This window comes from Parapedobacter pyrenivorans (assembly GCF_014636865.1).
Classification (GTDB): Bacteria; Bacteroidota; Bacteroidia; order Sphingobacteriales; family Sphingobacteriaceae; genus Parapedobacter; species Parapedobacter pyrenivorans.
The window spans coordinates 2,306,902-2,328,764 of record NZ_BMER01000001.1 but is presented as its reverse complement, the minus strand read 5'-3'; the positions used below and the strand labels follow the sequence as shown (position 1 = coordinate 2,328,764).

General features: G+C 47.6%; 20 protein-coding genes, 3 tRNA genes and 1 other RNA gene. 14 read left to right on the top strand and 10 right to left on the bottom strand.

The window, feature by feature from the left end; translation table 11 throughout:
- The first annotated feature begins 1 nt into the window (after position 1).
- From hisD to rpsJ, 8 genes are all read left to right on the top strand, one after another.
- Positions 2 to 1,288: a histidinol dehydrogenase gene (gene hisD / locus IEV98_RS09205; protein ID WP_188505553.1), complete on the top strand. Its 1,287-nt coding sequence runs from the start codon at positions 2 to 4 to the stop codon at positions 1,286 to 1,288.
- 220 nt (positions 1,289 to 1,508) lie between these two features.
- Entirely contained in the window at positions 1,509 to 2,390 is an 882-nt protein-coding gene (locus tag IEV98_RS09200) for a hypothetical protein (protein WP_188505552.1), read from the top strand.
- Between the two features lie 61 nt (positions 2,391 to 2,451).
- Positions 2,452 to 2,819, top strand: a transfer-messenger RNA (tmRNA) gene (gene ssrA, locus IEV98_RS09195).
- A 226-nt stretch (positions 2,820 to 3,045) separates the two neighbouring features.
- The gene (locus IEV98_RS09190) at positions 3,046 to 3,744 is read left to right on the top strand and encodes a hypothetical protein (RefSeq protein ID WP_188505551.1); all 699 of its coding nucleotides are present in this window, start codon (positions 3,046 to 3,048) and stop codon (positions 3,742 to 3,744) included.
- Between the two features lie 153 nt (positions 3,745 to 3,897).
- Positions 3,898 to 4,311, top strand: coding sequence for a 30S ribosomal protein S12 (rpsL, locus tag IEV98_RS09185; RefSeq protein ID WP_188505550.1), 414 nt, complete (start codon positions 3,898 to 3,900; stop codon positions 4,309 to 4,311).
- Positions 4,312 to 4,330: 19 nt separating this feature from the next.
- Positions 4,331 to 4,798 (top strand): 30S ribosomal protein S7, encoded by a 468-nt coding sequence (gene rpsG / locus IEV98_RS09180; protein ID WP_188505549.1) that lies wholly within the window; start codon positions 4,331 to 4,333, stop codon positions 4,796 to 4,798.
- Positions 4,799 to 4,933: 135 nt separating this feature from the next.
- Positions 4,934 to 7,048, top strand: a complete 2,115-nt coding sequence (gene fusA / locus IEV98_RS09175; RefSeq protein ID WP_188505548.1) for an elongation factor G — start codon at positions 4,934 to 4,936, stop codon at positions 7,046 to 7,048.
- A 63-nt stretch (positions 7,049 to 7,111) separates the two neighbouring features.
- Positions 7,112 to 7,417 (top strand): 30S ribosomal protein S10, encoded by a 306-nt coding sequence (gene rpsJ, locus IEV98_RS09170; RefSeq protein ID WP_002993539.1) that lies wholly within the window; start codon positions 7,112 to 7,114, stop codon positions 7,415 to 7,417.
- Between the two features lie 75 nt (positions 7,418 to 7,492).
- Here the strand turns inward: rpsJ and IEV98_RS09165 are convergent, their stop codons facing one another.
- Complete coding sequence (locus tag IEV98_RS09165) at positions 7,493 to 8,137, bottom strand: porin family protein (protein WP_188505547.1); 645 nt, start codon at positions 8,135 to 8,137, stop codon at positions 7,493 to 7,495.
- 244 nt (positions 8,138 to 8,381) lie between these two features.
- On the opposite strand from IEV98_RS09165, the gene IEV98_RS09160 reads away from it, so the two are divergent.
- Positions 8,382 to 8,452: transfer RNA gene (locus IEV98_RS09160), tRNA-Cys, on the top strand.
- 244 nt (positions 8,453 to 8,696) lie between these two features.
- Here the strand turns inward: IEV98_RS09160 and IEV98_RS09155 are convergent.
- Positions 8,697 to 9,431 (bottom strand): copper homeostasis protein CutC, encoded by a 735-nt coding sequence (locus IEV98_RS09155; RefSeq protein ID WP_188505546.1) that lies wholly within the window; start codon positions 9,429 to 9,431, stop codon positions 8,697 to 8,699.
- Positions 9,432 to 9,764: 333 nt separating this feature from the next.
- Here IEV98_RS09155 and IEV98_RS09150 point away from each other — a divergent pair, with 333 nt between their 5' ends.
- On the top strand, positions 9,765 to 11,642 hold the full coding sequence (locus tag IEV98_RS09150) for a chloride channel protein (RefSeq protein ID WP_188505545.1): 1,878 nt from the start codon (positions 9,765 to 9,767) through the stop codon (positions 11,640 to 11,642).
- On the opposite strand, the gene IEV98_RS09145 is transcribed toward IEV98_RS09150, so the two are convergent.
- A complete protein-coding gene (locus IEV98_RS09145) occupies positions 11,639 to 13,000 on the bottom strand; it encodes a M23 family metallopeptidase (RefSeq protein ID WP_188505544.1) in 1,362 nt (453 codons plus the stop codon). The two genes, IEV98_RS09150 and IEV98_RS09145, sit on opposite strands and share 4 nt — an antisense overlap.
- A gap of 175 nt (positions 13,001 to 13,175) precedes the next feature.
- Complete coding sequence (locus tag IEV98_RS09140; protein WP_188505543.1) at positions 13,176 to 14,330, bottom strand: aldose epimerase family protein; 1,155 nt, start codon at positions 14,328 to 14,330, stop codon at positions 13,176 to 13,178.
- A gap of 451 nt (positions 14,331 to 14,781) precedes the next feature.
- On the opposite strand from IEV98_RS09140, the gene IEV98_RS24690 reads away from it, so the two are divergent.
- Both IEV98_RS24690 and IEV98_RS09130 read left to right on the top strand, forming a co-directional pair.
- Positions 14,782 to 15,018 (top strand): oxidoreductase dimerization domain-containing protein, encoded by a 237-nt coding sequence (locus IEV98_RS24690; RefSeq protein WP_188506184.1) that lies wholly within the window; start codon positions 14,782 to 14,784, stop codon positions 15,016 to 15,018.
- A gap of 83 nt (positions 15,019 to 15,101) precedes the next feature.
- On the top strand, positions 15,102 to 16,358 hold the full coding sequence (locus tag IEV98_RS09130) for an MFS transporter (protein ID WP_188505542.1): 1,257 nt from the start codon (positions 15,102 to 15,104) through the stop codon (positions 16,356 to 16,358).
- Positions 16,359 to 16,413: 55 nt separating this feature from the next.
- Here IEV98_RS09130 and IEV98_RS09125 read toward each other — a convergent pair.
- The 4 genes from IEV98_RS09125 to IEV98_RS09110 form a co-directional block, all read right to left on the bottom strand.
- Positions 16,414 to 16,487 (bottom strand) — tRNA-Pro (locus IEV98_RS09125).
- 131 nt (positions 16,488 to 16,618) lie between these two features.
- Positions 16,619 to 16,695, bottom strand: a tRNA-Pro gene (locus IEV98_RS09120).
- A 49-nt stretch (positions 16,696 to 16,744) separates the two neighbouring features.
- Positions 16,745 to 17,461: a LytR/AlgR family response regulator transcription factor gene (locus IEV98_RS09115; RefSeq protein WP_188505541.1), complete on the bottom strand. Its 717-nt coding sequence runs from the start codon at positions 17,459 to 17,461 to the stop codon at positions 16,745 to 16,747.
- A gap of 17 nt (positions 17,462 to 17,478) precedes the next feature.
- Complete coding sequence (locus IEV98_RS09110) at positions 17,479 to 18,495, bottom strand: sensor histidine kinase (RefSeq protein WP_188505540.1); 1,017 nt, start codon at positions 18,493 to 18,495, stop codon at positions 17,479 to 17,481.
- Between the two features lie 224 nt (positions 18,496 to 18,719).
- Here IEV98_RS09110 and IEV98_RS09105 point away from each other — a divergent pair, with 224 nt between their 5' ends.
- Positions 18,720 to 18,899, top strand: a complete 180-nt coding sequence (locus tag IEV98_RS09105) for a hypothetical protein (RefSeq protein WP_188505539.1) — start codon at positions 18,720 to 18,722, stop codon at positions 18,897 to 18,899.
- A 27-nt stretch (positions 18,900 to 18,926) separates the two neighbouring features.
- Positions 18,927 to 19,571 (top strand): ABC transporter substrate-binding protein, encoded by a 645-nt coding sequence (locus IEV98_RS09100; RefSeq protein WP_188505538.1) that lies wholly within the window; start codon positions 18,927 to 18,929, stop codon positions 19,569 to 19,571.
- A 1-nt stretch (position 19,572) separates the two neighbouring features.
- Here IEV98_RS09100 and thrC read toward each other — a convergent pair whose 3' ends face one another.
- On the bottom strand, positions 19,573 to 20,880 hold the full coding sequence (gene thrC, locus IEV98_RS09095) for a threonine synthase (RefSeq protein ID WP_188505537.1): 1,308 nt from the start codon (positions 20,878 to 20,880) through the stop codon (positions 19,573 to 19,575).
- A gap of 9 nt (positions 20,881 to 20,889) precedes the next feature.
- Positions 20,890 to 21,846 (bottom strand): homoserine kinase, encoded by a 957-nt coding sequence (locus IEV98_RS09090; RefSeq protein WP_188505536.1) that lies wholly within the window; start codon positions 21,844 to 21,846, stop codon positions 20,890 to 20,892.
- Between the last annotated feature and the right edge of the window lie 17 nt (positions 21,847 to 21,863).

Genomic DNA, 21,863 nt, shown 5'->3' with positions numbered 1-21,863 from the left:
CATGTTGACGACTTACCCATACCAGGCACTCACGGCGTCGGATTTTGAAAGGCTCCTGGCTCGGAATACCGATCCATCTAACGCGATACAACAGTCAGTCATTGCGATTATTGACGAAGTTAAAGCCAACGGCGACACTGCCCTCAGGGACTATACAGAAAAGTTCGATGGCGTACGGTTAGAAAACCTCACGCTTACCGCTGATGAAATCGGTGCTTTGGCATCATCCATCGGCCGGGACCAACAGCGTGCACTGGAAATTGCATTTGCGAATATCCACCGTTTCCACGAAACCCAATTGCGCAAGGAGCGATCCGTTGAGACCATGCCCGGCGTGAAATGCTGGCGTGAGCCGCGGCCGATTGAAAAGGTGGGACTATATATTCCGGGCGGATCTGCCGTATTGCCGAGCACGCTCTTGATGCTGGGTGTACCAGCGCGTATCGCAGGCTGCAAGGAAATCGTCGTGTGTTCCCCTCCCCAGGCAAACGGCAGCATCAACGGATATGTTGCCTATTGTTTGCATTTGCTCCGGATCAACACCGTGTATTTAGTAGGTGGTGCCCAAGCTGTGGCCGCCATGGCCTATGGCACCGCCAGTGTACCAAGGGTCGATAAAATATTCGGTCCGGGCAACCAATATGTTACCAAGGCCAAAAGCCTGGTTCAAAGCCTTTCCCATGTGAGTATTGATATGCCCGCCGGTCCTTCCGAAGTGCTCATTATCGCTGATGGCACGGCCAACCCACAATATATTGCCGCCGACCTGCTGGCCCAAGCCGAACATGGCGCTGACAGCCAAGCCGTGTTGGTTTGTACCGACCAACGCATAATTGACGAAGTACAATTGGCTCTCGATACCCAGATTACCGCGTTGCCCCGCAAGGATGTTGCGGCCAAAGCCATTGCCAAGTCGTACGCGATACAATGCAATACCCTAGACGAGGCCATTGCGTTTAGCAATCGCTATGCTCCGGAGCATTTGATTATCCAGACCGATGACTGGGAACCTTTGTTACGAAAGATCAGCAATGCGGGGTCGGTGTTTGTAGGCCATCTCACTCCTGAAAGCGTTGGCGACTATGCTTCGGGCACGAATCACACACTACCCACGAGCGGATTTGCGCGTTCCTATTCGGGCGTGTCCGTGGATTCTTTCCTCAAAAAGATTACGTTCCAGCACATTACACCGGAAGGTTTACGGAATATCGGTCCAACCGTGGAAATATTGGCTGAACTTGAAGGGCTGCAGGCACATAAAAATGCGGTATCTGTGCGGCTAAGATAAGCCCCCCTTGTCGGCAAGCCACTACAAAAGCAAAAGTCGACCGTATTTTTTCGGAAACTCTGGCTATGTTGTAACTAACTGAAAAACAGCAGCCATTCAAGCCGTCTAAAACTAACAGGAATATGCTGTAGGCATTATTCTACAAGCCGTTACACCCAGAACTTTCATTTTCGTACCGTTAGAAATTAAAAACGACGTTAGAAAATTAAACGCAACGAACATGAAAAATTTAATCATTGCATCCGCTTTGGCATCCTTGCTTGCGGTTGCCGGAGCTACTCAAGCAAAAAACATTCGCCCATCCAAACACACTGTAGAACAGGCCGAACTGGAAAACAAATTGATTTTGGTGGTGAGCCATGCACCCCAGGGTGGCAACTTTTCGGCACTTTTTGGCGACAAATACCTGTCGCAATTCCTCAACCGGCATTTCGTTATCGAAAAGCACGCCAGCAAATCCGATGGGGACAGCTACCTCATCTACGATCAGCAACGCGAGTTGGTACACCGGGTAGCCGGCCAAAAGTATCCGTATGAAGTGGCCGTAAAAATAAAACGCGCCTTGGATACCCGCACGCAATATTACACGCTATTAGCCCGTTTTGACAACGGTGACCGATCAGCAGATCTGCTTACCAACCTGATCATCGGAGCCACCGATGCCGACGACGACACGAATGCCCCGCGGTTTATGCAAGCCTATCTGGGAACGCTTTCAGCACAACCTACCGAAGCAGATCTGCGGTTCATAGCGCGGCACACCACCCGAAGCAGCGACCCCGGCTTCACTTTCCTTCTCGAACGCGAGTCCGGTAGCACGAAGCTGGCTGGCATTATCTTTCAAGAAACATTTGTTAATCACCTTAATGATCAGGTTGTGGACGTTGTTTCACTCACTAGCCAAGCGAAGTCCCAATACGCCACTCCTGCACTTGCGTCCTACATCGACCGCATGCCCATCGAATTGCTGGAAATGCGTGAGGACTGGGACGCGCTTAACAAGCTAGTACCCGTATACCTCAGCACCAACAGTACGCGATTAAGCCCCGCTCAGGTTGCTTACTACAACGGGCTGTTAAACACTCATACTGCCATCAAATAATCGGGAACAGCATTTCACTATCTGCCAGCAATTCCGTACCTTTGTACCCTATTACATATTTGGGGTCGACCGGAATTGACAGGATGGCGGTGATTATGTAAGCATGCAGCGCGTTGTAAGTATTGCGCTTTAATCCGAACTTTCAACTTTCTAAATGGCGAAAATAATTACGCCTTAGCTGCCTAATTTAGAATTAGCTCAGCTTTTGTCCCGCTTGCGCTTGGTTCCGTAGCGTAGCATCAGGGGCATCGAATTATGGAACTGGCCAGCTTGGCGTTGTGACTAGCTGGCGAGATAAAGCAACTAAGGAAAAAGGTATAGGCAAGCGTCCAGCCTTCCCTTTCCCAACAATCAAATGGAAGCTAAGCATGTAGAAAGCGTATATTGCACCATGGCTGGACGAGAGTTCGAATCTCTCCGACTCCACAAAACAAATAAAAAAGCCCCGACAAGTCGGGGCTTTTTATTTATGCATTGCAAAGCGGACTTGCAGGGACGCTGCAAACAAAAAAAGCAATTGAGCATCAGCGAACGGTATTCATTTAGCTGAGTCGAAAGTAGTCTTTTTTATTTTTTACAAAACAATCACCAAACCCAACCGTTTTTCTTACAAGGGAAACAGTAATTAATTATTGGTTAAAAAGGCAAAAAAATTATGAAGCATTTGCTTTTCAGCGGGATGGCTTTTTTGCTATCCATATGTGGATCCTGTATAAAAAATGATCAATCCCCCCAAGTCATTACCGTCATTTCCAATTTTTCGGAAAGCAAAGACGGTTGGCAAGCGGGGTTTTCTGAATACAGCGGCGATAATGTCGATATCTACGAATTGGAGGAAGGAATTGCACCGCTGCCACCACCATTGGATGAAGACGAGTCCGCTTATCGAATTTCGGGTATGAACCGCAGCGACGACCTTTTCATGTACCTCACCAAACGGGTACAGGGGCTTAAACCCGGGGTTCGGTACCACGGCCGGTTTACCGTGCATCTCGCCTCCGATGCCCGGAGCGGCGGTGTGGGTGCCGGGGGGGCTCCGGGCGAATCTGTAGGCATCGGTGTCGGGCTTACGGTTGAACAGCCCCAATCATCACCGGATGAAAACAACTTTTACCGTATGAACATTGGCAAAATCCAACAATGCTGCACGGATGGCGAAGACATGGTGGTGATTGGTGACGTTGCAAATGGCACAGACGAATACGTCTATACCAACATTACGCGAACAGGGGAGTTTTCTGCTGAGACCGACCATCGGGGAGTTTTATGGCTCCTAGTGGGTACAGATTCGGGTTATGAAGGCAAAACCACACTATATTACTCCGGCATCGAAGTTGTGCTTGAGGAGCTCTAAGCAACGTTCCGAAAACAACCGTTGTTTCGTTTCCTCCCATGGAACACGGGGCATCCTTATTTTCACAAACCCCTTGATAATCAAAAATAAACTTATTACCTTTGCCGTCCTTAAAATAAGTTTAGGATAAAAGCAAAAATTAAAAAACGGTAAATGCCTACTATTCAACAATTAGTTAGAAAAGGTAGAGTAGCTCTGGAAGACAAGAGTAAGTCTCCAGCGTTGGACAGCTGTCCACAGCGAAGAGGCGTATGCACACGTGTGTATACCACTACCCCTAAAAAACCAAACTCAGCAATGCGTAAAGTGGCGCGTGTACGCCTTACCAATGGCAAAGAAGTAAACGCATACATCCCCGGCGAGGGTCACAACTTGCAAGAGCACTCGATTGTATTGATCCGTGGTGGACGGGTAAAGGACTTGCCAGGTGTTCGCTATCACATCATCCGTGGCGCGTTGGATACTTCAGGCGTTGCAGGACGGAACCAACGTCGTTCAAAATACGGAACCAAGCGTCCGAAACCGGGACAGGCGGCAGCTCCAGCAAAAGGTAAGGGCAAGAAATAATTAAACGGAGGACAATAGGATGAGAAAGTCAAAACCAAAGAAACGGATCATTTTACCTGACCCAAAGTTTAATGAAGTACAGGTAACTCGTTTTGTAAACAACATGATGATCGATGGCAAGAAGTCGCTTGCCTATACCATATTTTATAAGTCGATGGATTTGGTTGAAAAGAAAACCAATGAAAATGGCCTAGAGACGTGGAAAAAAGCGTTGAATAATGTCATGCCAGCTGTGGAGGTAAAATCTCGCCGCGTAGGCGGAGCCAACTTTCAGGTCCCTACGGAAGTACGACCGGAACGCAAGGTTGCCCTGGGCATGAAATGGTTGATCAGCTATGCCCGTAGACGTGGTGAAAAAACCATGTATGAAAAGCTAGCCGCTGAAATCATTTCAGCATCCAAAGGTGAAGGCGCTGCCGTGAAGAAAAAAGAAGACACCCACCGGATGGCTGAAGCCAACAAGGCGTTCTCGCACTTCAGGTTTTAGGATTTTTAATAAAGTAGCACAGATGAATATACACCGATTTGGAAGGAAACAACAACATCCGACAAAATCGGTGTATTTTTTATTGTGCGATTTTGAAAACATATGTCCGCGTCGAGCGGATTATCTCAAAGCATTATGTCAAGGGATTTAAAATATACAAGAAACATCGGAATTGCAGCGCACATCGACGCCGGCAAGACCACCACTACCGAACGGATATTGTTCTACTCGGGCATGAGCCACAAGCTAGGTGAAGTCCATGATGGTGCTGCCACCACGGATTGGATGGCCCAGGAACAAGAGCGCGGGATTACGATTACATCGGCCGCTGTGACCGTAAATTGGAATTACAGGGGCCAAAAATACCACATGAACATCATCGATACACCCGGGCACGTTGACTTCACCGTTGAAGTAAACCGTTCATTACGGGTGTTGGATGGTCTGGTCTTTTTATTCTCAGCAGTTGATGGCGTCGAGCCACAGTCCGAAACGAACTGGCGACTGGCCAACAACTACAACGTTGCTCGAATAGGTTTCGTGAATAAAATGGACCGATCCGGTGCAGATTTCCTTAAAGTTGTAAAGCAGGTCAAGGAAATGCTGGGTTCAGAGGCCGTGCCACTCCAATTACCAATCGGTTCTGAGGATAATTTCAAAGGCGTAGTCGATTTGATCAACAACCGCGGTATTGTTTGGAATGAAGAAGACAAAGGGATGACCTTTACCGAGGTACCCATCCCTGACGACATGCTCGATGAAGTGGCTGAATGGCGTGAGAAATTGCTTGAATCAGTGGCTGGGTATGATGAATCATTAATGGAGAAGTTCTTTGATGATCCCAATTCCATTACAGAGCGTGAGGTCTTGGATGCCCTGCGTAAAGCGGTATTGGATAATTCCATTGTACCCATGGTATGTGGATCTTCCTTTAAAAATAAGGGCGTGCAGACCATGCTTGATTTCGTCATGGAATTGTTGCCATCACCAGTAGATCAAGAAGGCATCAAGGGTACCGATCCGCGTACGGAAGCCGAAGTATTGCGTAAACCAGACGTGAAGGAGCCCTTTTCTGCCTTGGCCTTCAAGATCGCAACAGATCCGTTTGTAGGCCGCTTATGCTTTATCCGGGTATATTCAGGTAACCTGGAAGCCGGCTCTTATGTATACAACACCCGCGCAGACAGCAAAGAACGTATTTCACGTATCTTCCAAATGCACGCCAACAAACAAAATCCGATTCCGAATATCAGTGCGGGTGATATCGGCGCGGTTGTGGGCTTTAAAGACATTAAGACGGGCGATACCCTGTGCGATGAAAAGCATCCGATTGTATTGGAATCCATGAATTTCCCGGAGCCTGTTATTGGATTGGCTATTGAACCTAAAACCCAGGCAGATGTCGACAAATTAGGTGTCGGACTGGGTAAATTGGCCGAAGAAGATCCTACATTCCGCGTTAAAACGGATGAAGAGACCGGGCAAACCGTTATTTCCGGAATGGGTGAACTTCACTTGGACATCCTGATTGACCGCTTGAAACGCGAATTTAAAGTAGAGGTAAACCAGGGAGCACCTCAGGTAGCGTACAAAGAAGCAATTACCGGAACCGTTCAACATCGTGAGGTTTACAAGAAGCAAACCGGTGGCCGCGGTAAATTTGCGGATATCCAGTTTGTCATATCACCGGTAGATGAAGACTACGACATCAGCAAATCACCGTTGCAATTTATCAATGAAATCGTGGGTGGTGCTATCCCAAAGGAATACATTCCTTCGGTGCAAAAAGGATTCGAAGTTTCTATGGCAAACGGGGTATTGGCCGGATTCCCGCTTACCGCGTTGAAAGTACGCCTTATTGATGGGTCTTTCCATGCGGTCGACTCCGACTCTTTGTCGTTTGAAATCGCTGCCCGCACCGCATACCGCGAATCGTTGCCAAAATGTAGACCCGTTCTTTTGGAGCCCATCATGAAAATCGAGGTGCTTACTCCCGAAGAAAACATGGGTGATGTAATGGGCGATCTTAACCGCCGCCGCGGCCAATTGCAAGGCATGGATACACGCGCAGGTGCGCAGGTGATCAAAGCGCTGGTACCCCTTTCGGAGATGTTTGGGTATGTGACTCAATTACGTACGATCACATCAGGACGTGCGACTTCCACTATGGAATTTGATCACTATGCAGAAGCGCCGAAAAACGTACAAGAGGAAGTGATTGCCAAAGCCAAAGGCAAAGTAAACGCATAAATTTAACTCCCGCTGCCTGTTGTTAATAGCTCTAACAGGCAGCTTTACTTTTAATTGAATAACATGAGCCAACGAATCAGAATCAAATTGAAATCGTACGATTACAACTTAGTAGATAAATCTGCCGAGAAAATCGTTAAAACTGTAAAACCTACAGGCGCTGTGGTAAGCGGACCTATCCCCTTGCCTACCGAGAAGAAGATTTACACCGTTTTGCGTTCACCACACGTGAACAAAAAGGCGCGTGAGCAATTCCAACTCTGTGCTTACAAAAGGCTGTTGGACATTTACAGCTCCAATTCAAAAACAGTGGATGCATTGATGAAACTCGAACTGCCAAGCGGCGTGGAAGTGGAAATCAAAGTGTGATGGTTTCGTTTAAAACACAAAGTGCTCGCCGAATTCGGCGAGCACTTTGTGTTTTAAAACGGTTACCCTACCTACTTATAGCGCAAATCCCAGTCCTATCGTCCATACACGGTTGGTTTGCTTTACATCACCACCTCCGTCAGGCATCAGGTTGGTCAATCCCAATCCATAGCCACCGTGAATCATTAGTCCACTGTTAAGCTGATATCCCGCAATAAAGTTCAACCCGAAGTCGAGGCCTTTTTGGTCCTCGTCATTGCCAAACTTAAAATCGCCTAAATCTGTCGAACTATCCTCACCGGAGAGCTTATTCTTTCCAGATAAGCCAAAACCCAAGTATGGACCTGCGCCTACAAATATGTGACCGACCTGTCCAGTCGGTGCTTTAGCGACAATATTTACCGGCACCTCCAGCCACATTGTATTCTGTGTAACCCGATAATCCTCCCCAAAGAACGAACCCTCAGCAAACTTAGCGCCCTTCCCCTGCAAAGATAATCCTGGCTGCACATATAAATAGTCTGTAAAGATAGGTGCATCCAGAAACGCGGTTACATGAAAATTGGTGGAAGCATCTGTTTCCATCGTGGTGCTGCCACCCGAAAAATTATACTTTGGGAAATTCACACCTGCTTTAATACCAAACCCCATCGGTTGCCCTTGAGCAAAAGCGCCTATCGAAACGCCTAACATTGCTATTGCTAATACTAACTTTTTCATATGTTTTCTACTTTTAATGTCTAAAACCTTTTTTAAACAGTGACGTAAATTGCAAGATATGCGCCACAATCTCAACAAACTGACTAACCAGTTAGTTATCAACAAATAACACAACAACATGATCCAGTTTCAAGTGTATGGATTATTATACACTTGGATCAAAAAACAGAGGTAACACAATTATATGCGTAGTCCTTTCCGATTATCAATAATTTATCTTAGCTTTGCAGTCCTTTAGAAAGAGGGTCGGGTGGCCGAGTGGCTAGGCAGAGGTCTGCAAAACCTTTTACAGCGGTTCGAATCCGCTTCCGACCTCGTTTATACGATAGTAAAAAAAAATAAAGAAAATGGGAGTTACACGCTTAAAACGGAAAGACAGAAGAAATAAAGTGGTAGCAAAAAACCAAGTGCAGTTTTTGAAACTTGGCCGCAACCTCGAAACAGGTAGCCGATCGAAGATGCCAGCCGGCAGTCAAATCGTTAAAAATAACGACGTGTTGGATAAACTGGTTTCTGAATCGAAAAAATAGGACCGGCTTGGCGGGCACATGCCCGTCAATCAAAGGTTTTGCAAGATATCCGCCAATTGGCGGATTTTTTCTTTGGAGGACACCCATCCCCCTTCGCCCATTCCCACTATCGCATCATTTACATAAGTCATTCCGCTTGCAATGGCTACCTTTGCGGATGAGTGGAATGCCGTTGCGCCTGTCGCCATCGCCACATCCGCAATATTGTGCTCATTGATACCCGAACCCGGCATAACTTCGATCCGGCCTCCAGCCTGGTCTACCAATGTTTTAATCAGCCTGCCGCCCTCCCAAGCCGTATTTTTCATACCAGAAGTAAGCAACCGGGCGCAGCCGCTCGCAATAATCGTTTCCAACGCTTCAAATGGCTCGCGGCATACATCGAATGCCCGATGAAACGTTACATGCAGGGGGTGTGCCAGTGCTACAAGTTCCGCCGTACGTACTGCATCCACGCTTCCATTGGCTTGCAGCAGCCCGATCACCACCCCATCACATTTCGCCTCTTTACAAAAGAGAATATCTGCCTTCATTTCCTCGAACTCAAGGTCGGTATACAGGAAATCGCCCGCCCGTGGGCGGATCAGCACATGCATACCGATGCTTAATCCGGCACGCGCGAGCCAAATCTGCCCCAATGAAGGAGTCGTTCCGCCCATTTCAAGATTTTGGCAAAATTCCACCCGGTCGGCCCCACCCTCCTGAGCCGCCAAAGCCGAGGCTATCGAATTCGCGCATACCTCAAGTTGATAAGATTTTTTCATGGGCATATGGTTCTTATAGCGATATGGTTTCTTGATTCAAATATAAACAAACTACCTCTTTATCGCAATATCATAGAGAAGCTGATCCATATCCACACCAACCGAGGTGAAAAAACGCTCGCAATCACGCCATAGAAGTATAATGTTTTTATTTATTTATAATCTTTCTAAATAATTTCTATCTTTGGAGCATAAAGGAGACTATTGGTATTAAGGTCTATATATGGTTTGTTTATATAGTTGTTTAGTTTAGTTAGTAAAACCCCGCTGATGTGAATCACCGGGGTTTTTCATTTCAGATAACTGCAATAAATTATACTTTTGTAGCCAACTATGGCTTCCAAACACCAAGCCGGCATCCCCATTTCGATGTCGCTAAAGGACACCCTCAAATCCGAGGGAATTGTTTCATCGGGAACACCAAATAAAATCCGCATTGTCATCATTGCCGCCTATGCGGTATGTATTGCCGCGGCTATCAGTCTTATCGCGAAATTGCTGGTATTGTTTATCAATATCATTACCAACCTGTCTTTCTACGGCGTGCTTTCCGTTGAAGAAGCCGGCCCGTGGGCCAATAGCCTCGGGGTGTGGGTTATCATTATCCCTGCAATCGGCGGGTTGATTGTCGGCGTTATGGCACTATATGGATCAAAGGCTATCCGGGGGCACGGCATCCCGGAGGCGATGGAACAAGTGTTGACCAACCAAAGTAAAATCAGGCCGTCCATTACCTACCTCAAACCGATATCTTCCGCCATCGCCATCGGTACTGGCGGACCTTTCGGAGCGGAAGGCCCCATCATTGCCACCGGCGGCGCTTTGGGATCCACTTTGGGACAGCTACTGAACATCTCACATTCCGAACGTAAAATCCTACTGGCTGCCGGTGCAACAGCTGGCATGACTGCCATATTTGGCAGTCCGGTAGCGGCCATTTTCCTGGCCATCGAATTGCTCCTATTTGAATTCACCCCAAAATCACTCATTGCCGTATCACTTGCGTGCATCACCGGCGCGGCGGGCCACCACTTCCTGTTCAGCACTTCCCCCGTCTTTCTACTTGATCACGTTATCCCCACCGCTTCTAACTCAGCTATCTTAAGCTACAGCGTAATCGGTCTCGCCATCGGCTTTCTTTCCATTGGTATCACCAAGGCGGTCTATTGGGTGGAAGACGCGTTCGAGCACCTTCCCTTTCACTGGATGTGGTGGCCGGCTATCGGGGGCCTTGGCGTGGGCATCGTGGGCTACTTTGCTCCGCGTACCCTTGGTGTCGGTTACGAAAACATCACCGATTTGCTCAACAATAACCTTCCATTGACGCTAGTGTTGTCGTTATGTCTCCTTAAGTTCCTTTCTTGGGTAATAGCGCTCGGTAGCGGCACATCGGGAGGCACACTTGCTCCACTGCTTACCATCGGCGCCGCCACCGGTTTGCTGGGTGGCAAGTTGCTGCTCCTCCTCTTTCCCGAATGTGGCGTCAACCTTACCCTGGCCGCACTGGTGGGCATGTCAGCCATGTTTTCGGGTGCGTCACGTGCGGTGCTCACCTCCATCGTCTTTGCGTTGGAAACCACCGGTCAATTCAATGCCATGCTGCCCTTGCTCGGTTCTTGCGTGGGCGCATACCTCGTTTCCTACCTCTTCATGGATACGACCATCATGACCGAAAAGATCACCCGGCGGGGTATTCATACGCCAGACTCTTATCAGCCCGACCAACTCCATCAATTGAACGTAGGACAAGCTATCGAGCAGACCAGTACCGTCATCGAAGGCCATAATACCGTTGAGGAACTACGCAATTGGTCGAAAGCAGAGGGGCTGACAGACAATTACTACATCGTTGTCGACTCGGATTACCAATATATCGGCATTGTAAGCGCTTCCAGTCTGTTCGCCCATCACCAGGATCCGGGAAAGGTTGTCAAATCCCTGATCAAGCGACAGCCCGCTTACCTAAAGGCAACCAACAGCCTAAAGGAAGCCATCAGCAAGATGGCCTCGGAAAATGTCGACGTCCTTCCGGTACTATCGGCTACCGGCAATACGGTAGTCGGCCTCTTGCACTACAAGAACATCCTAGCCGCCTACCACGCCGCCGATATTCAAAACGAACAACGGGGAACCAACATTTCCATTAAGCGATCCGGCATGCGGATGCTCGTAAAAGGCAAGAAAATCCTGATCAAGAAACGGAATAATTAAAGCATCTGCGCCGAAAAACCGTCGAGGTAGCGGCTATCATCATTTTCAACAACCTCAAAAAGGCTATCGATATTGAAGGCCAGCGCGCCAAACAGTTCCAGGTTACTCTGTTTATCCGCACCCACTGATGCTAAAACCTGCTGATGGATGTTGAGTGTTTTGGTGAATGCGATGCGATATTTTTCGCTAATCGGTTCGGATGGCGGGAATACCTGCGCTAGCGCGTCCACCTGCTTACCATGCTTCCAGAACCGATAGCATACGTGCGGTCCGGTAGCCAAGCCCGTGCTTCCCACGTATCCGATTACCTGTCCCTGGCTTACCCGCTGCCCTTTTTTCACGGCACGTTTGCTCATGTGCAGGTACTGGGTAGTATACACGTTGTCGTGTTGGACCTTCACGTAATTACCATTTCCCGAACCATAGCTCGATTCGGTCACTACGCCCGCGGCGGTAGCCACAATGGGGGTTCCATGCGGAGCAGCAAAGTCCGTCCCCAAGTGAGCTTTCCACCGACGCTGTACAGGGTGGAATCTCCGCATGGTATAACGTGATGATATCCGGCTGTACTTGAGGGGTGCCTTCAGAAACGTCCTCCGGAGGCTTTTCCCGTTTTCGTCATAATACGCACCCGGTTGCCCGTCATCGGGCTCAAAATAGTATGCTTCATATTCCTTCCCATTGTGGCCGAATACCGCAGATTCTATCCTCCCCGGTCCAACCGGCAGACCATCCACATACTTGCGCTCGTATACCAGCTTAAACCAGTCGCCCTTGTTGATGCGGTAGAAGTTGACCGCCCACCCGTAGATCTCCGCCAATTGCACGGCTAAATCAGGGCTTGCCCCATTTGCCTCTAGCGTTTCGTACAGCGAGCTCTGAATCGTACCGGCCACCGTCTCGATCCGCGTATCCACGGGCTTCTGTTCTTTGTACACGGTGATGCTGTCTCGGAGGTCATAGACCACGTAGTCAATCGCATTAGGTTGATAAACAAAATATGCAGCCCTTCCGGACCGATCTTTAAACACGGTATAATCATGGCCAGCGGCAATCTTGCGCACATCAAAAATTGGCTTCGATTTGTCGGCAAGTACCGCGATGCGTTGCAGGTCTATTTGGTAACGCTGCAAAATCCCCGAAAGGAACTCATTGCGAGCCACGGTTTTGGTTTCGATGTCATAACCGGCTATCGCCAATCCATAAAGCGTTTCGGAGGCATCCACGGTTCCCGCCGCTGATGCGTCGGGTGATATCCGTTCAGGTGTAGCGTCAAAAGAAGAAAGGAAAATGAAACTGGATCCCAAAGCAAGCACACCGAGCACCACCAGTGCAAGCACATTCTTTTTCAATGTCATTCGTTATTGTAGGTAGTAAGAAAATTCAACAGTTGACCCAATGTTATTCTAGTTAGTTGGCGACTTATCGCAGTGACCAAATAGCCCTCACATTTAGTAAAAACGCAAATAACGTATTTTTATTGAAAAAGTTTTAAAATTTAACATTTTTTTACACTTTCCATTCACCAGGTTTTCAATTGCTTCCGGTGACAAAACGGTAGATGCACGTACTCCGGTACGTTTCGCCGGGCTCCAGTACGGTAGACGGCCAATCCGGCTTGTTCGGCGCGTCGGGGAAATGCTGGGTTTCTAGACAAATTGCAGTCTGTTTGTCGAAGGACTGGCCATTCTTTCCTGTTTGCGAGCCATCCAGCATATTTCCCGTGTAAACCTGTAAGCCGGGCTCATCGGTATATACCTCCAAGGCGATGCCCCGCGCCGGCGAATACAGGCGGGCCGCCAGCTTGCTCATGTCGCCATCGGTATTCAATACCAAGTTATGGTCGATACCTTGCGCTATGTCCAGCTGCGCATGCATGCTATCCCGGGCCATGGCTTTGCCAATCGGTATCGGGGTTCTAAAATCAAGCGGCGTACCGGCTACGGGGAGCAATTCGCCGGTGGTAATGAGTGTCGTATCTAATGGCGTATATCGATCGGCGTTAACGTAGAGTACATCCGCCAAAATCGTGTTGCCCACATCGCCGGAAAGATTGAAGAAGCTGTGGTTGGTCATATTGATTACCGTCTTTTCAGTCGTGCTCGCCTCGTATGCGATGGCCAGTTCATTGCGCTGATTTACCACGAAAGTTACGGCTACGGTTACCTCACCCGGAAAGCCTCCTTCGCCATCCGGGGAACGGTAAGCCAACATCAGTGTGCTATCGTTCGGCTGGTCGGCCTTAAACACCTGCTGCCGCCATCCCGCCGCACCGCCGTGAATGGTATGGGCACCATTATTCCGGTCGAGCTGTATGGTATCGCCGTCCAGTACAAACCGACCCTGGTTGATCCGGTTGGTCACCCGTCCCATTGTTGCACCGAAAGACGAGGGCTGCGACACATAAGCATCGATGTTATCGAAGCCCAACACCACATCGTGGAATTCACCCGTGGTATCGGGCACCATCAGCGACACCACGCGCCCGCCATAGTTAGTGATGCAAGCCTCCATCCCAGCGGCGTTGGTGAGCACATACAAGTCGGTCAAGTCGCCATTAACTACCGTCTGGAAGTCATGCCTATTTAGCCCAGATTTGGTCGATTGCCCTGCGGGCTGGGGGGCGCAAGCAGCCCAAATTGCCAACCCGATGATCCCCCCAGTTATTGCTTTTTTTATGGTCCTCATCAATTTTCAGTTTACCTTGGAAGTACCAAAAGTACAAAAAAAACTAAGATTCCAGCTGCTTGGGTTAGACCTAAACCACAACTATCGATAATTAAATATATATAATTGATTATTAATAAATTATTAAGTTCACCTAAAGTTTGTGCCGTCCGCTTTATGACAACACCAAAACAACTTAAAAACCAATCATTTACGGCAGGAAAAACCTATTAATCATGCCACAACGGCAGGTGCAAAAAAAAACGCTTAGTATCGTATCCGGAAGTTTGATTTGGCCAAGGAAACGAGAGGCCGCCATCGCTAAATGATTTACAAGAATGCGTTCGTCAAAAACTATTCTAGCTATAATTGCTTATCTATTTAAACGGATTTCGAACCTGAATATGAAAACGACAAAACAAGTCAAAAACCTAATCATTGGTTTTGGCAAAGCTGGAAAAACGCTTGCAGCATTCCTCGCGAAGCAAAACGAATCCGTGGCAATCAACGGGGAATTCTTAAAGCGATAATTGACACTAAAACCAATAGGATTCTTGGATGCACACTTCTCTGTGCGGCATCGCATGAGGTGATAAACACCGTCCAATTGGCTATCGATGCGGGATGTTCTTATGATAGATTGAGAGACATGGTTTGTACCCATCCAAGCATGACAGAAGCGTTGAATAATCTGTTTTCTGACACATAACGTATTCAACAAAAAGAAACGAACGACAGCAATTAGCTAAACCATTGCTTTGGAAATGACTTCAAATCGCCTACTTTTGGCACATGACAATAGATCGTTTAAAGCTGAACAGAGCGCGTATCGCAACGATGTTAATTTTCCTCGTTTGCGGTATCGGGTTGGCCAGTTGGGCTCCGATGGTGCCTTATGCCAAGGATCGTATGGCATTGCATGAGGCACACTTGGGACTGCTCTTGCTTTTTTTGGGGTGTGGCGCATTGGTAACGATGCCCGTTGCGGGCATGCTGATCAACAGGCTAGGCACACGGATTGTTATCGTAGCTGCCGCGCTGGTCATAGCAACCATGCTCCCGTTGCTATTGTTGGTTTCGTCTGCCGCCGTGATGGCTCTGGTGCTTTTTGTCTTCGGTGCCGGTGTGGGCTCGATAGATGTAGCAATGAATGCCCATGGCGTACAGGTACAGAACCTGCATGGGCGTCCGATCATGTCTTCGCTCCATGGATTATTTAGTGTTGGTGGGCTGTTCGGTGCATTGGGCTTAGGTTTTTTGGTTAAGCTGGGGTTAGAGCCCTTGCATGCATCGTTGGGCATTGCAATATTGATAATTGGTATTGCGTTGAGCCAATACCGCTATTTCCTCGACCGGCGGACAGAACGGGCAGCCATTTCGGCATTTACGCCGATATCCGCCCACCGAGCAAAAAGCAGCCAATTCCCATGGTTGCGAGGGAATGTATTGTTTCTCGGATTTATGTGTTTCGCGGTCTTTTTGGCCGAAGGCGCTATGTTAGACTGGAGCGCTGTTTTCCTACGCGACGTCAAGGGTGTGTCTCCTGAATTCTCAGGAGTTGGATTTGCTGCATTTTCCATTGCGATGGCCTCCATGCGATTGATGGGAGACAGTCTCGTGGAACGATGGAGCGGTAATTTGGTCGTGCTGACTGGCAGCATGGTGGCTGCTGCGGGACTAGCCATTGCTGTGATGAGTCCTTGGATATACCTCGCACTTTTGGGATATGTCTTATTGGGAGTTGGGGCGGCCAACATTGTCCCGATTTTTTTTAGTGATGGTGGTCGACTGCCAGGCATATCCCCAACGGTAAGTATCCCCGCAATCACGACCATGGGATACGCTGGCCAACTGGTGGGGCCAGCGGCACTGGGTTTCATCGCCCACCACTACACCCTATCGGCAGCTTTGGGGCTTACCGCCGTATTGCTGGCTGTGGTCGGGATAGCCTACTTCAATTTTTCTGCAAGGTTATGGCAAAAGAATGAGCTTGCTACGCAGCCAACCATTCAGGACAAAGCCGACAGTACCGGAAAAACTAGCGTTTAAAAGCCCGCAAATTCGTTCAATTTACGGGCTTTTACTTTACTTCATGTACGTATTGTCGGGGTGGCGGGATTCGAACCCACGGCCTCTTCGTCCCGAACGAAGCGCGCTACCGGGCTGCGCTACACCCCGCTGACTAGGTTGATTCGTGGCGGACACAAAAATATCATTTCTCTTTGAAAAGAAAAAACGTATTGAATAATGTACTTACGCGGGCCTATTTCATCGAAGAAGCCCTTGCAAAACAAGGGCTCCATTTTAGTTGGTCGGGTTGGCGGGATTCGAACCCACGACCTCCAGCACCCCATGCTGGCGCGATACCTGGCTACGCTACAACCCGATTGAGGTGTGCAAAGATAAGAAAAATTATATGGATGTATCTAACCGAATTATGCATTTTTATCGCCAATATATTTATAAAATGTATCACGGTAGGTATCGCCTACCGGAATAACCTTATCCGCGATAAATATACGGCCACGCTCGATGCTGGCAATCTTATCGAGCGCCACGATATACGAACGATGTACCCGCACAAAACGATTGGTCGGAAGAATTTCTTCCATTTTCTTCATGTTCTGAAGGGTGACAATACGTTCGGAAAGTGTAAAGATAGAAATGTAATCTTTCAATCCTTCGATATACAGGATTTCATCAAGGTCCACTCGTTGGATTTTGTGTTCGGTCTTCACAAAAATGAAGTCTACAGCATCACTCTGCAGAGCTGCCAAAGTAGGCTGCTGGACTTTCTGTATTTTGTTATTCAGCACCTTCTGAACAGAGCGATAAAAACGATCAAAGGCAATGGGCTTCAATAAGTAGTCCACCACATTGAGCTCATAACCATCCAATGCATACTGCGGATAGGCGGTGGTAAGGATTACGTCGCATTTGCCATTGATAATCTTGAGGAACTGGATTCCGGTCAGTTCCGGCATCTGGACGTCCAGAAACACCAAATCGACATCACCATTCTGCACCAAAGTCAGTGCCTCTATCGCATTGGTCGTACTGGCCAAAAGTGTCAGTTCAGGCACTTTGGCCACGTAATCTGCAATGATATCCAATGCCAGCGGTTCGTCGTCTACTGCTATACATCTTACCATGGGCATATTCTTTAGGGCTATAAATATATGAAAAGTTCGCTACTGTAGTAGTTCTCCGATTCGACGATATTGATTGTATGCTTGCCGGGATAGCCCAACTGAAGCCTCCGCCTCAGGTTGGTAAGGCCCACCCCTTTCGTCTGATCTTTATTTAACTGGCTTTTGGCATTTTCGGCTTTGAAGTGCAAGCGACCATTTTGCACCTTTATATCGATACGAATTGGCTTAACTCCATCGGTAGACACCCCATGCTTGAACGCATTTTCGAGAAATGAGATTAATAGCAAGGGCATGATACGATGTTCTTTTTCATCCATCTCCACGTGTAGGTCTACGTATACTTTTTCCTTGAAACGCAATTTTTGTAATTCGATGTAATTTTTCAGATAATTGATCTCCTCCTCCAACAATACGACCTCTTCATTGCTTTCGTAAAGCATATATCGCATGATGTCGGATAGTTTGAGAATGGCTTCCGGAGTCTTTTCGGATTTCTGATAAGCCAGCGAATAAATGTTGTTTAGGGAATTGAATAAAAAATGCGGATTAATCTGTGATTTTAAGAATGCGAGCTCGGCGTTGAGCTTTTCGTTTTCCAGGCTTTTGCGATCTTGACGGGTTTTGAAATTGAAAGAAATAACGTATACGGAAGTACTCAGTAACATAAAAAACAATCCAGTAATCGATGCAGCAACGATATATTGAAGTGGGGTAAGCACTTGCTCTTTATTGTCGGCATCACGATATTGCAAAATGACATCCTCATAGTATAAAGCAATTCCATATTTGACAACGATAGAGACGATCAGTACAGCCGCCATGTAAAGCGCAGCACGCCAATAGTGACCCGTACCAATGAGCAGTGGATTGATTAAGAAATAATGCACATAAAAAATAATGATATTTATTGCGCCGTAAAACACGATGATTATGGCTGCATCTTCGGCATGATCCCTTACATTTACCAGCCATAAAACAGCAAGCAAAACCATCCACACCAAGATATGGATCCAAACAGCTCTATTTTTAAGCATAATTACAAATATAGGATTAGCTCCTCAATACCATCGACGCTTATAGACCAACAACCTGCTTCCATCGGCCAATCCTCTCTTTTGGCAGACGAATCTCGAAATCTCGTTGGTCTACAAAATCGCACCGTTGGTCTAAAATTTTTTTATTAAAAAATGGTATTCGGTTTCTTTGTACTGTGCATTTGGAATCGGTGTGATTGTATAACCTTGCAAACATAATGAAAATGAAAAAATTTATCGGCAACATTTCACCATTCTTATTACTTACCATTCCCTTTTTTGTAGGTTTGATTTTAGTGGCAGGCCATGCCGAAAGCGGGGTTATCCAGGAACGCATCCAAGTGAATGCCTCGTTCATCTCGCTGCCCGATATGAATGTTTTTAAGGCATTGCTTTGGCGATAATGTGGCGACTTGCTTACCTTTGCCCCTATGCAAAGCCCACTTCTGTCTCTACACAGCATATTTGACGCACTGGACCTCGATGTAGTATACATCCCTTTGTTCGAGCAGTCTCCTACACATGCCGATTTAATATCCGCAAACACCCCTGAAACCGTGTATAATGCGATCCAGGAAATAGGCAACACATTGAATGCGTCGCAAAAAGCCAATCAACTAGTTGAAAACCTTGAAGAGCGAATCAACATCATTTCCCATAAACTGAAATTCATTTTGGAAGAAAACAAGCCAAATGTACTTTTCTTGAATGATGTATCACCAGCGAAAACGATTTATAATGAATATCTTGGAAACATGGTCCAAGTTGCCGGAGGCCGTATTCAGCCTGGTACACGGGATAACCAAGTGGGGAATCCCGACATATTAATTATTGTCAACGACAAACCCATCCCTCAATTGTTAAATGAATTACCTAATGCACTTTCCACACCGGATTGGTCGCAAACCGCCGCGATAAGCAACGGTAACGTGTATATCATTCGGCATAGCGGGTTCCTGCGTCAACCCGGCGCCACCATTGCCGATGATGCGGAGATACTGGCAGAAATTATCAACCCCAAATACTTCGTCTTTGGGCGTGACGAAGATGCCTGGATGAAGTTTGAATGGCAATAAATTATCGGTTTCTCAACAAATAGCTTTTAAAGCTTTCGAAATCCGTTCCCAAAGCCGTCACCTGTTTTTCACGGCCTTCCAATAGGCTTACCTGTTGCGGCGTAACGATCCGCGCCGCGATATCCCGGGGAAATACTTCAGGAAATTTGCAGGGATGAGCGGTAGCGAGGAAAACCGCCGCATATTCTCCGGGGTTTTGTTTCCGGTAGTTCGCTGTAGCTAACCAGGCAATGGCCGTATGCGGACATGCGGTATAATCATACTGGTCCGATAATGTACGGATTGCTTCCCGGGTTTCGGCATCGGTAACTGTGTAGGATGAAACGACCTGTTTCAAAATCTCCTCGTTTCCATCGAACAAATCCATGATACGCACCCAATTGCTTGGATTCCCCACATCCATCGCGTTAGCCAAGGTCTGTACTGACGGTCGAGGTTCATAACGACCACTTTGGAGAAAACGAGGCACGGTATCATTGACATTGGTAGCTGCAATGAACTGCTTCACTGGCAGGCCCATTTTGTAGGCCAGCAGGCCGGCCCCAATGTTGCCAAAATTACCACTTGGCACGGAAAAGACCACCTCTCTAATGCCCTGCGCCTGCAATTGCGCATACGCATAGAAATAATAAAATGTTTGAGGAATGAGACGAGCTATATTGATTGAGTTTGCTGACGTAAGCCGAAATATCGATTTCAGCTCTTGATCATTAAATGCTTCTTTAACCAATGCCTGGCAATCATCAAATGTACCGTCCACCTCGACAGCCCGTATGTTATGACCGTTGGTGGTCAATTGCATTTCCTGAACGGGGCTTACTTTACCCTTAGGATAGAGTATCGTTACCCTTGTACCCGGCACACCCAAAAAGCCCAATGCTACCGCACCACCGGTATCCCCCGACGTAGCCACCAACACGTCCAGTACACGGTCGTCGTCTTGAGATAGAAAGGCCATGATCCTGCTCATGAAGCGGGCGCCAAAATCCTTGAAAGCTAAAGAAGGTCCATGAAATAGCTCCAATACTGCTGTTCCGCTATCCAACGGGCGGACGGGCGCTTCGAAGTCTATCGCTCCATTGACGATCTTGCGCAAATCATCTTCCGGCACATCGTCACCGATCAGTGCCGATGCTATTTTAAACGCAATCTCCTGCAAGGTATACTGCTGTAGATGCTGAATGAAGTAAGTGTCCAACACGGGGATTGTAACCGGCATATATAACCCTTTGTCTGCAGGCAAACTATTGAAAACAGCCTGTCTAAAAGATACACGTAGATCCTTATTGCTTGTACTATATAATTGCATTGCTTATAATTAGTCGTTTGTATCGCTATTTTTTATCACATGCGGACCGCCCGCATTTATACCGGAAACATATCCATTGCTGTCGATGCCTTGCTGTGTTAGCTGCGCTTGAATCACCGATGTAATTTTCCTGGCCGTTTCCTGACTTGTTGAGAAGGCGAAAACTGATGGCCCCGATCCCGAAATACCAAAGCCAAGTGCTCCGGAATCGATGGCGATACGGCGCATCTCGCGGAATTCAGGTATAAGAATCGCACGTGTAGGTTCAATAAGCACATCGTGCATGCTACGTCCGATAAGTTCGTAATCACTGCTAAAAAGCCCAGCCACTAAGCCAGCGATGTTGCCCCATTGGGTAACGGCATCCTTGAGGGCAACTTTCGAGCGGATCATCTGCCGCGCATCACGTGTAGGCACGTCTACATGTGGGAATACCACGGAGGCATATAACGACTGTGGGACAGGTATTGCCACGACATCGAGCGGATCGTAACCTCTGATCAACGTGATGCCCCCCAACAATGCCGGAGCCACGTTATCGGCATGACCATGCCCACACGCCAACTCTTCGCCTTGAATGGCAAACGGCAATAGTTCGCGCCGCGAAAGTGGATTACCCAATAACGTATTGACGGCAAACAAACCAGCCACGGTACTTGCTGCGCTTGAACCTAAGCCGCTACCAATGGGCATTTGCTTATGCAACGCTATTTCTACACCGATGTCTGCTTGCCCAATATGATTAAGAAAAGACATTACACTTGCACTTACTGTATTTTTTGAAGCCTCGCGGGGTAACCTCCCATTATCGCCGCTCACATTCACCAAATGAACCCCCGGCCTATCCACCTTTCGGATGAATACCTCATCGCCCGGCTCGTCGAGCGCAAATCCCAATACATCGAATCCACAAACCATATTGGCGACAGTAGCGGGCGCAAATACATGTACACAATCTTTTTCCATAGAATAGCTATTTAAGC

Excerpts from the sequence above, each read along its gene's own strand:
- IEV98_RS09165 (WP_188505547.1), bottom strand. The coding sequence starts at position 8,137 with ATGAAAAAGTTAGTATTAGCAATAGCAATGTTAGGCGTTTCGATAGGC.
- thrC (WP_188505537.1), bottom strand. The coding sequence starts at position 20,880 with ATGCAATTATATAGTACAAGCAATAAGGATCTACGTGTATCTTTTAGA.
- IEV98_RS09190 (WP_188505551.1), top strand. The coding sequence starts at position 3,046 with ATGAAGCATTTGCTTTTCAGCGGGATGGCTTTTTTGCTATCCATATGT.
- rpsJ (WP_002993539.1), top strand. The coding sequence starts at position 7,112 with ATGAGCCAACGAATCAGAATCAAATTGAAATCGTACGATTACAACTTA.
- fusA (WP_188505548.1), top strand. The coding sequence starts at position 4,934 with ATGTCAAGGGATTTAAAATATACAAGAAACATCGGAATTGCAGCGCAC.
- IEV98_RS09130 (WP_188505542.1), top strand. The coding sequence starts at position 15,102 with ATGACAATAGATCGTTTAAAGCTGAACAGAGCGCGTATCGCAACGATG.
- IEV98_RS09100 (WP_188505538.1), top strand. The coding sequence starts at position 18,927 with ATGCAAAGCCCACTTCTGTCTCTACACAGCATATTTGACGCACTGGAC.
- IEV98_RS09150 (WP_188505545.1), top strand. The coding sequence starts at position 9,765 with ATGGCTTCCAAACACCAAGCCGGCATCCCCATTTCGATGTCGCTAAAG.
- IEV98_RS09090 (WP_188505536.1), bottom strand. The coding sequence starts at position 21,846 with ATGGAAAAAGATTGTGTACATGTATTTGCGCCCGCTACTGTCGCCAAT.
- IEV98_RS09145 (WP_188505544.1), bottom strand. The coding sequence starts at position 13,000 with ATGACATTGAAAAAGAATGTGCTTGCACTGGTGGTGCTCGGTGTGCTT.
- IEV98_RS09110 (WP_188505540.1), bottom strand. The coding sequence starts at position 18,495 with ATGCTTAAAAATAGAGCTGTTTGGATCCATATCTTGGTGTGGATGGTT.
- rpsG (WP_188505549.1), top strand. The coding sequence starts at position 4,331 with ATGAGAAAGTCAAAACCAAAGAAACGGATCATTTTACCTGACCCAAAG.
- rpsL (WP_188505550.1), top strand. The coding sequence starts at position 3,898 with ATGCCTACTATTCAACAATTAGTTAGAAAAGGTAGAGTAGCTCTGGAA.
- IEV98_RS09140 (WP_188505543.1), bottom strand. The coding sequence starts at position 14,330 with ATGAGGACCATAAAAAAAGCAATAACTGGGGGGATCATCGGGTTGGCA.
- IEV98_RS09155 (WP_188505546.1), bottom strand. The coding sequence starts at position 9,431 with ATGAAAAAATCTTATCAACTTGAGGTATGCGCGAATTCGATAGCCTCG.
- IEV98_RS09115 (WP_188505541.1), bottom strand. The coding sequence starts at position 17,461 with ATGGTAAGATGTATAGCAGTAGACGACGAACCGCTGGCATTGGATATC.
- IEV98_RS09200 (WP_188505552.1), top strand. The coding sequence starts at position 1,509 with ATGAAAAATTTAATCATTGCATCCGCTTTGGCATCCTTGCTTGCGGTT.
- IEV98_RS09105 (WP_188505539.1), top strand. The coding sequence starts at position 18,720 with ATGAAAAAATTTATCGGCAACATTTCACCATTCTTATTACTTACCATT.
- hisD (WP_188505553.1), top strand. The coding sequence starts at position 2 with ATGTTGACGACTTACCCATACCAGGCACTCACGGCGTCGGATTTTGAA.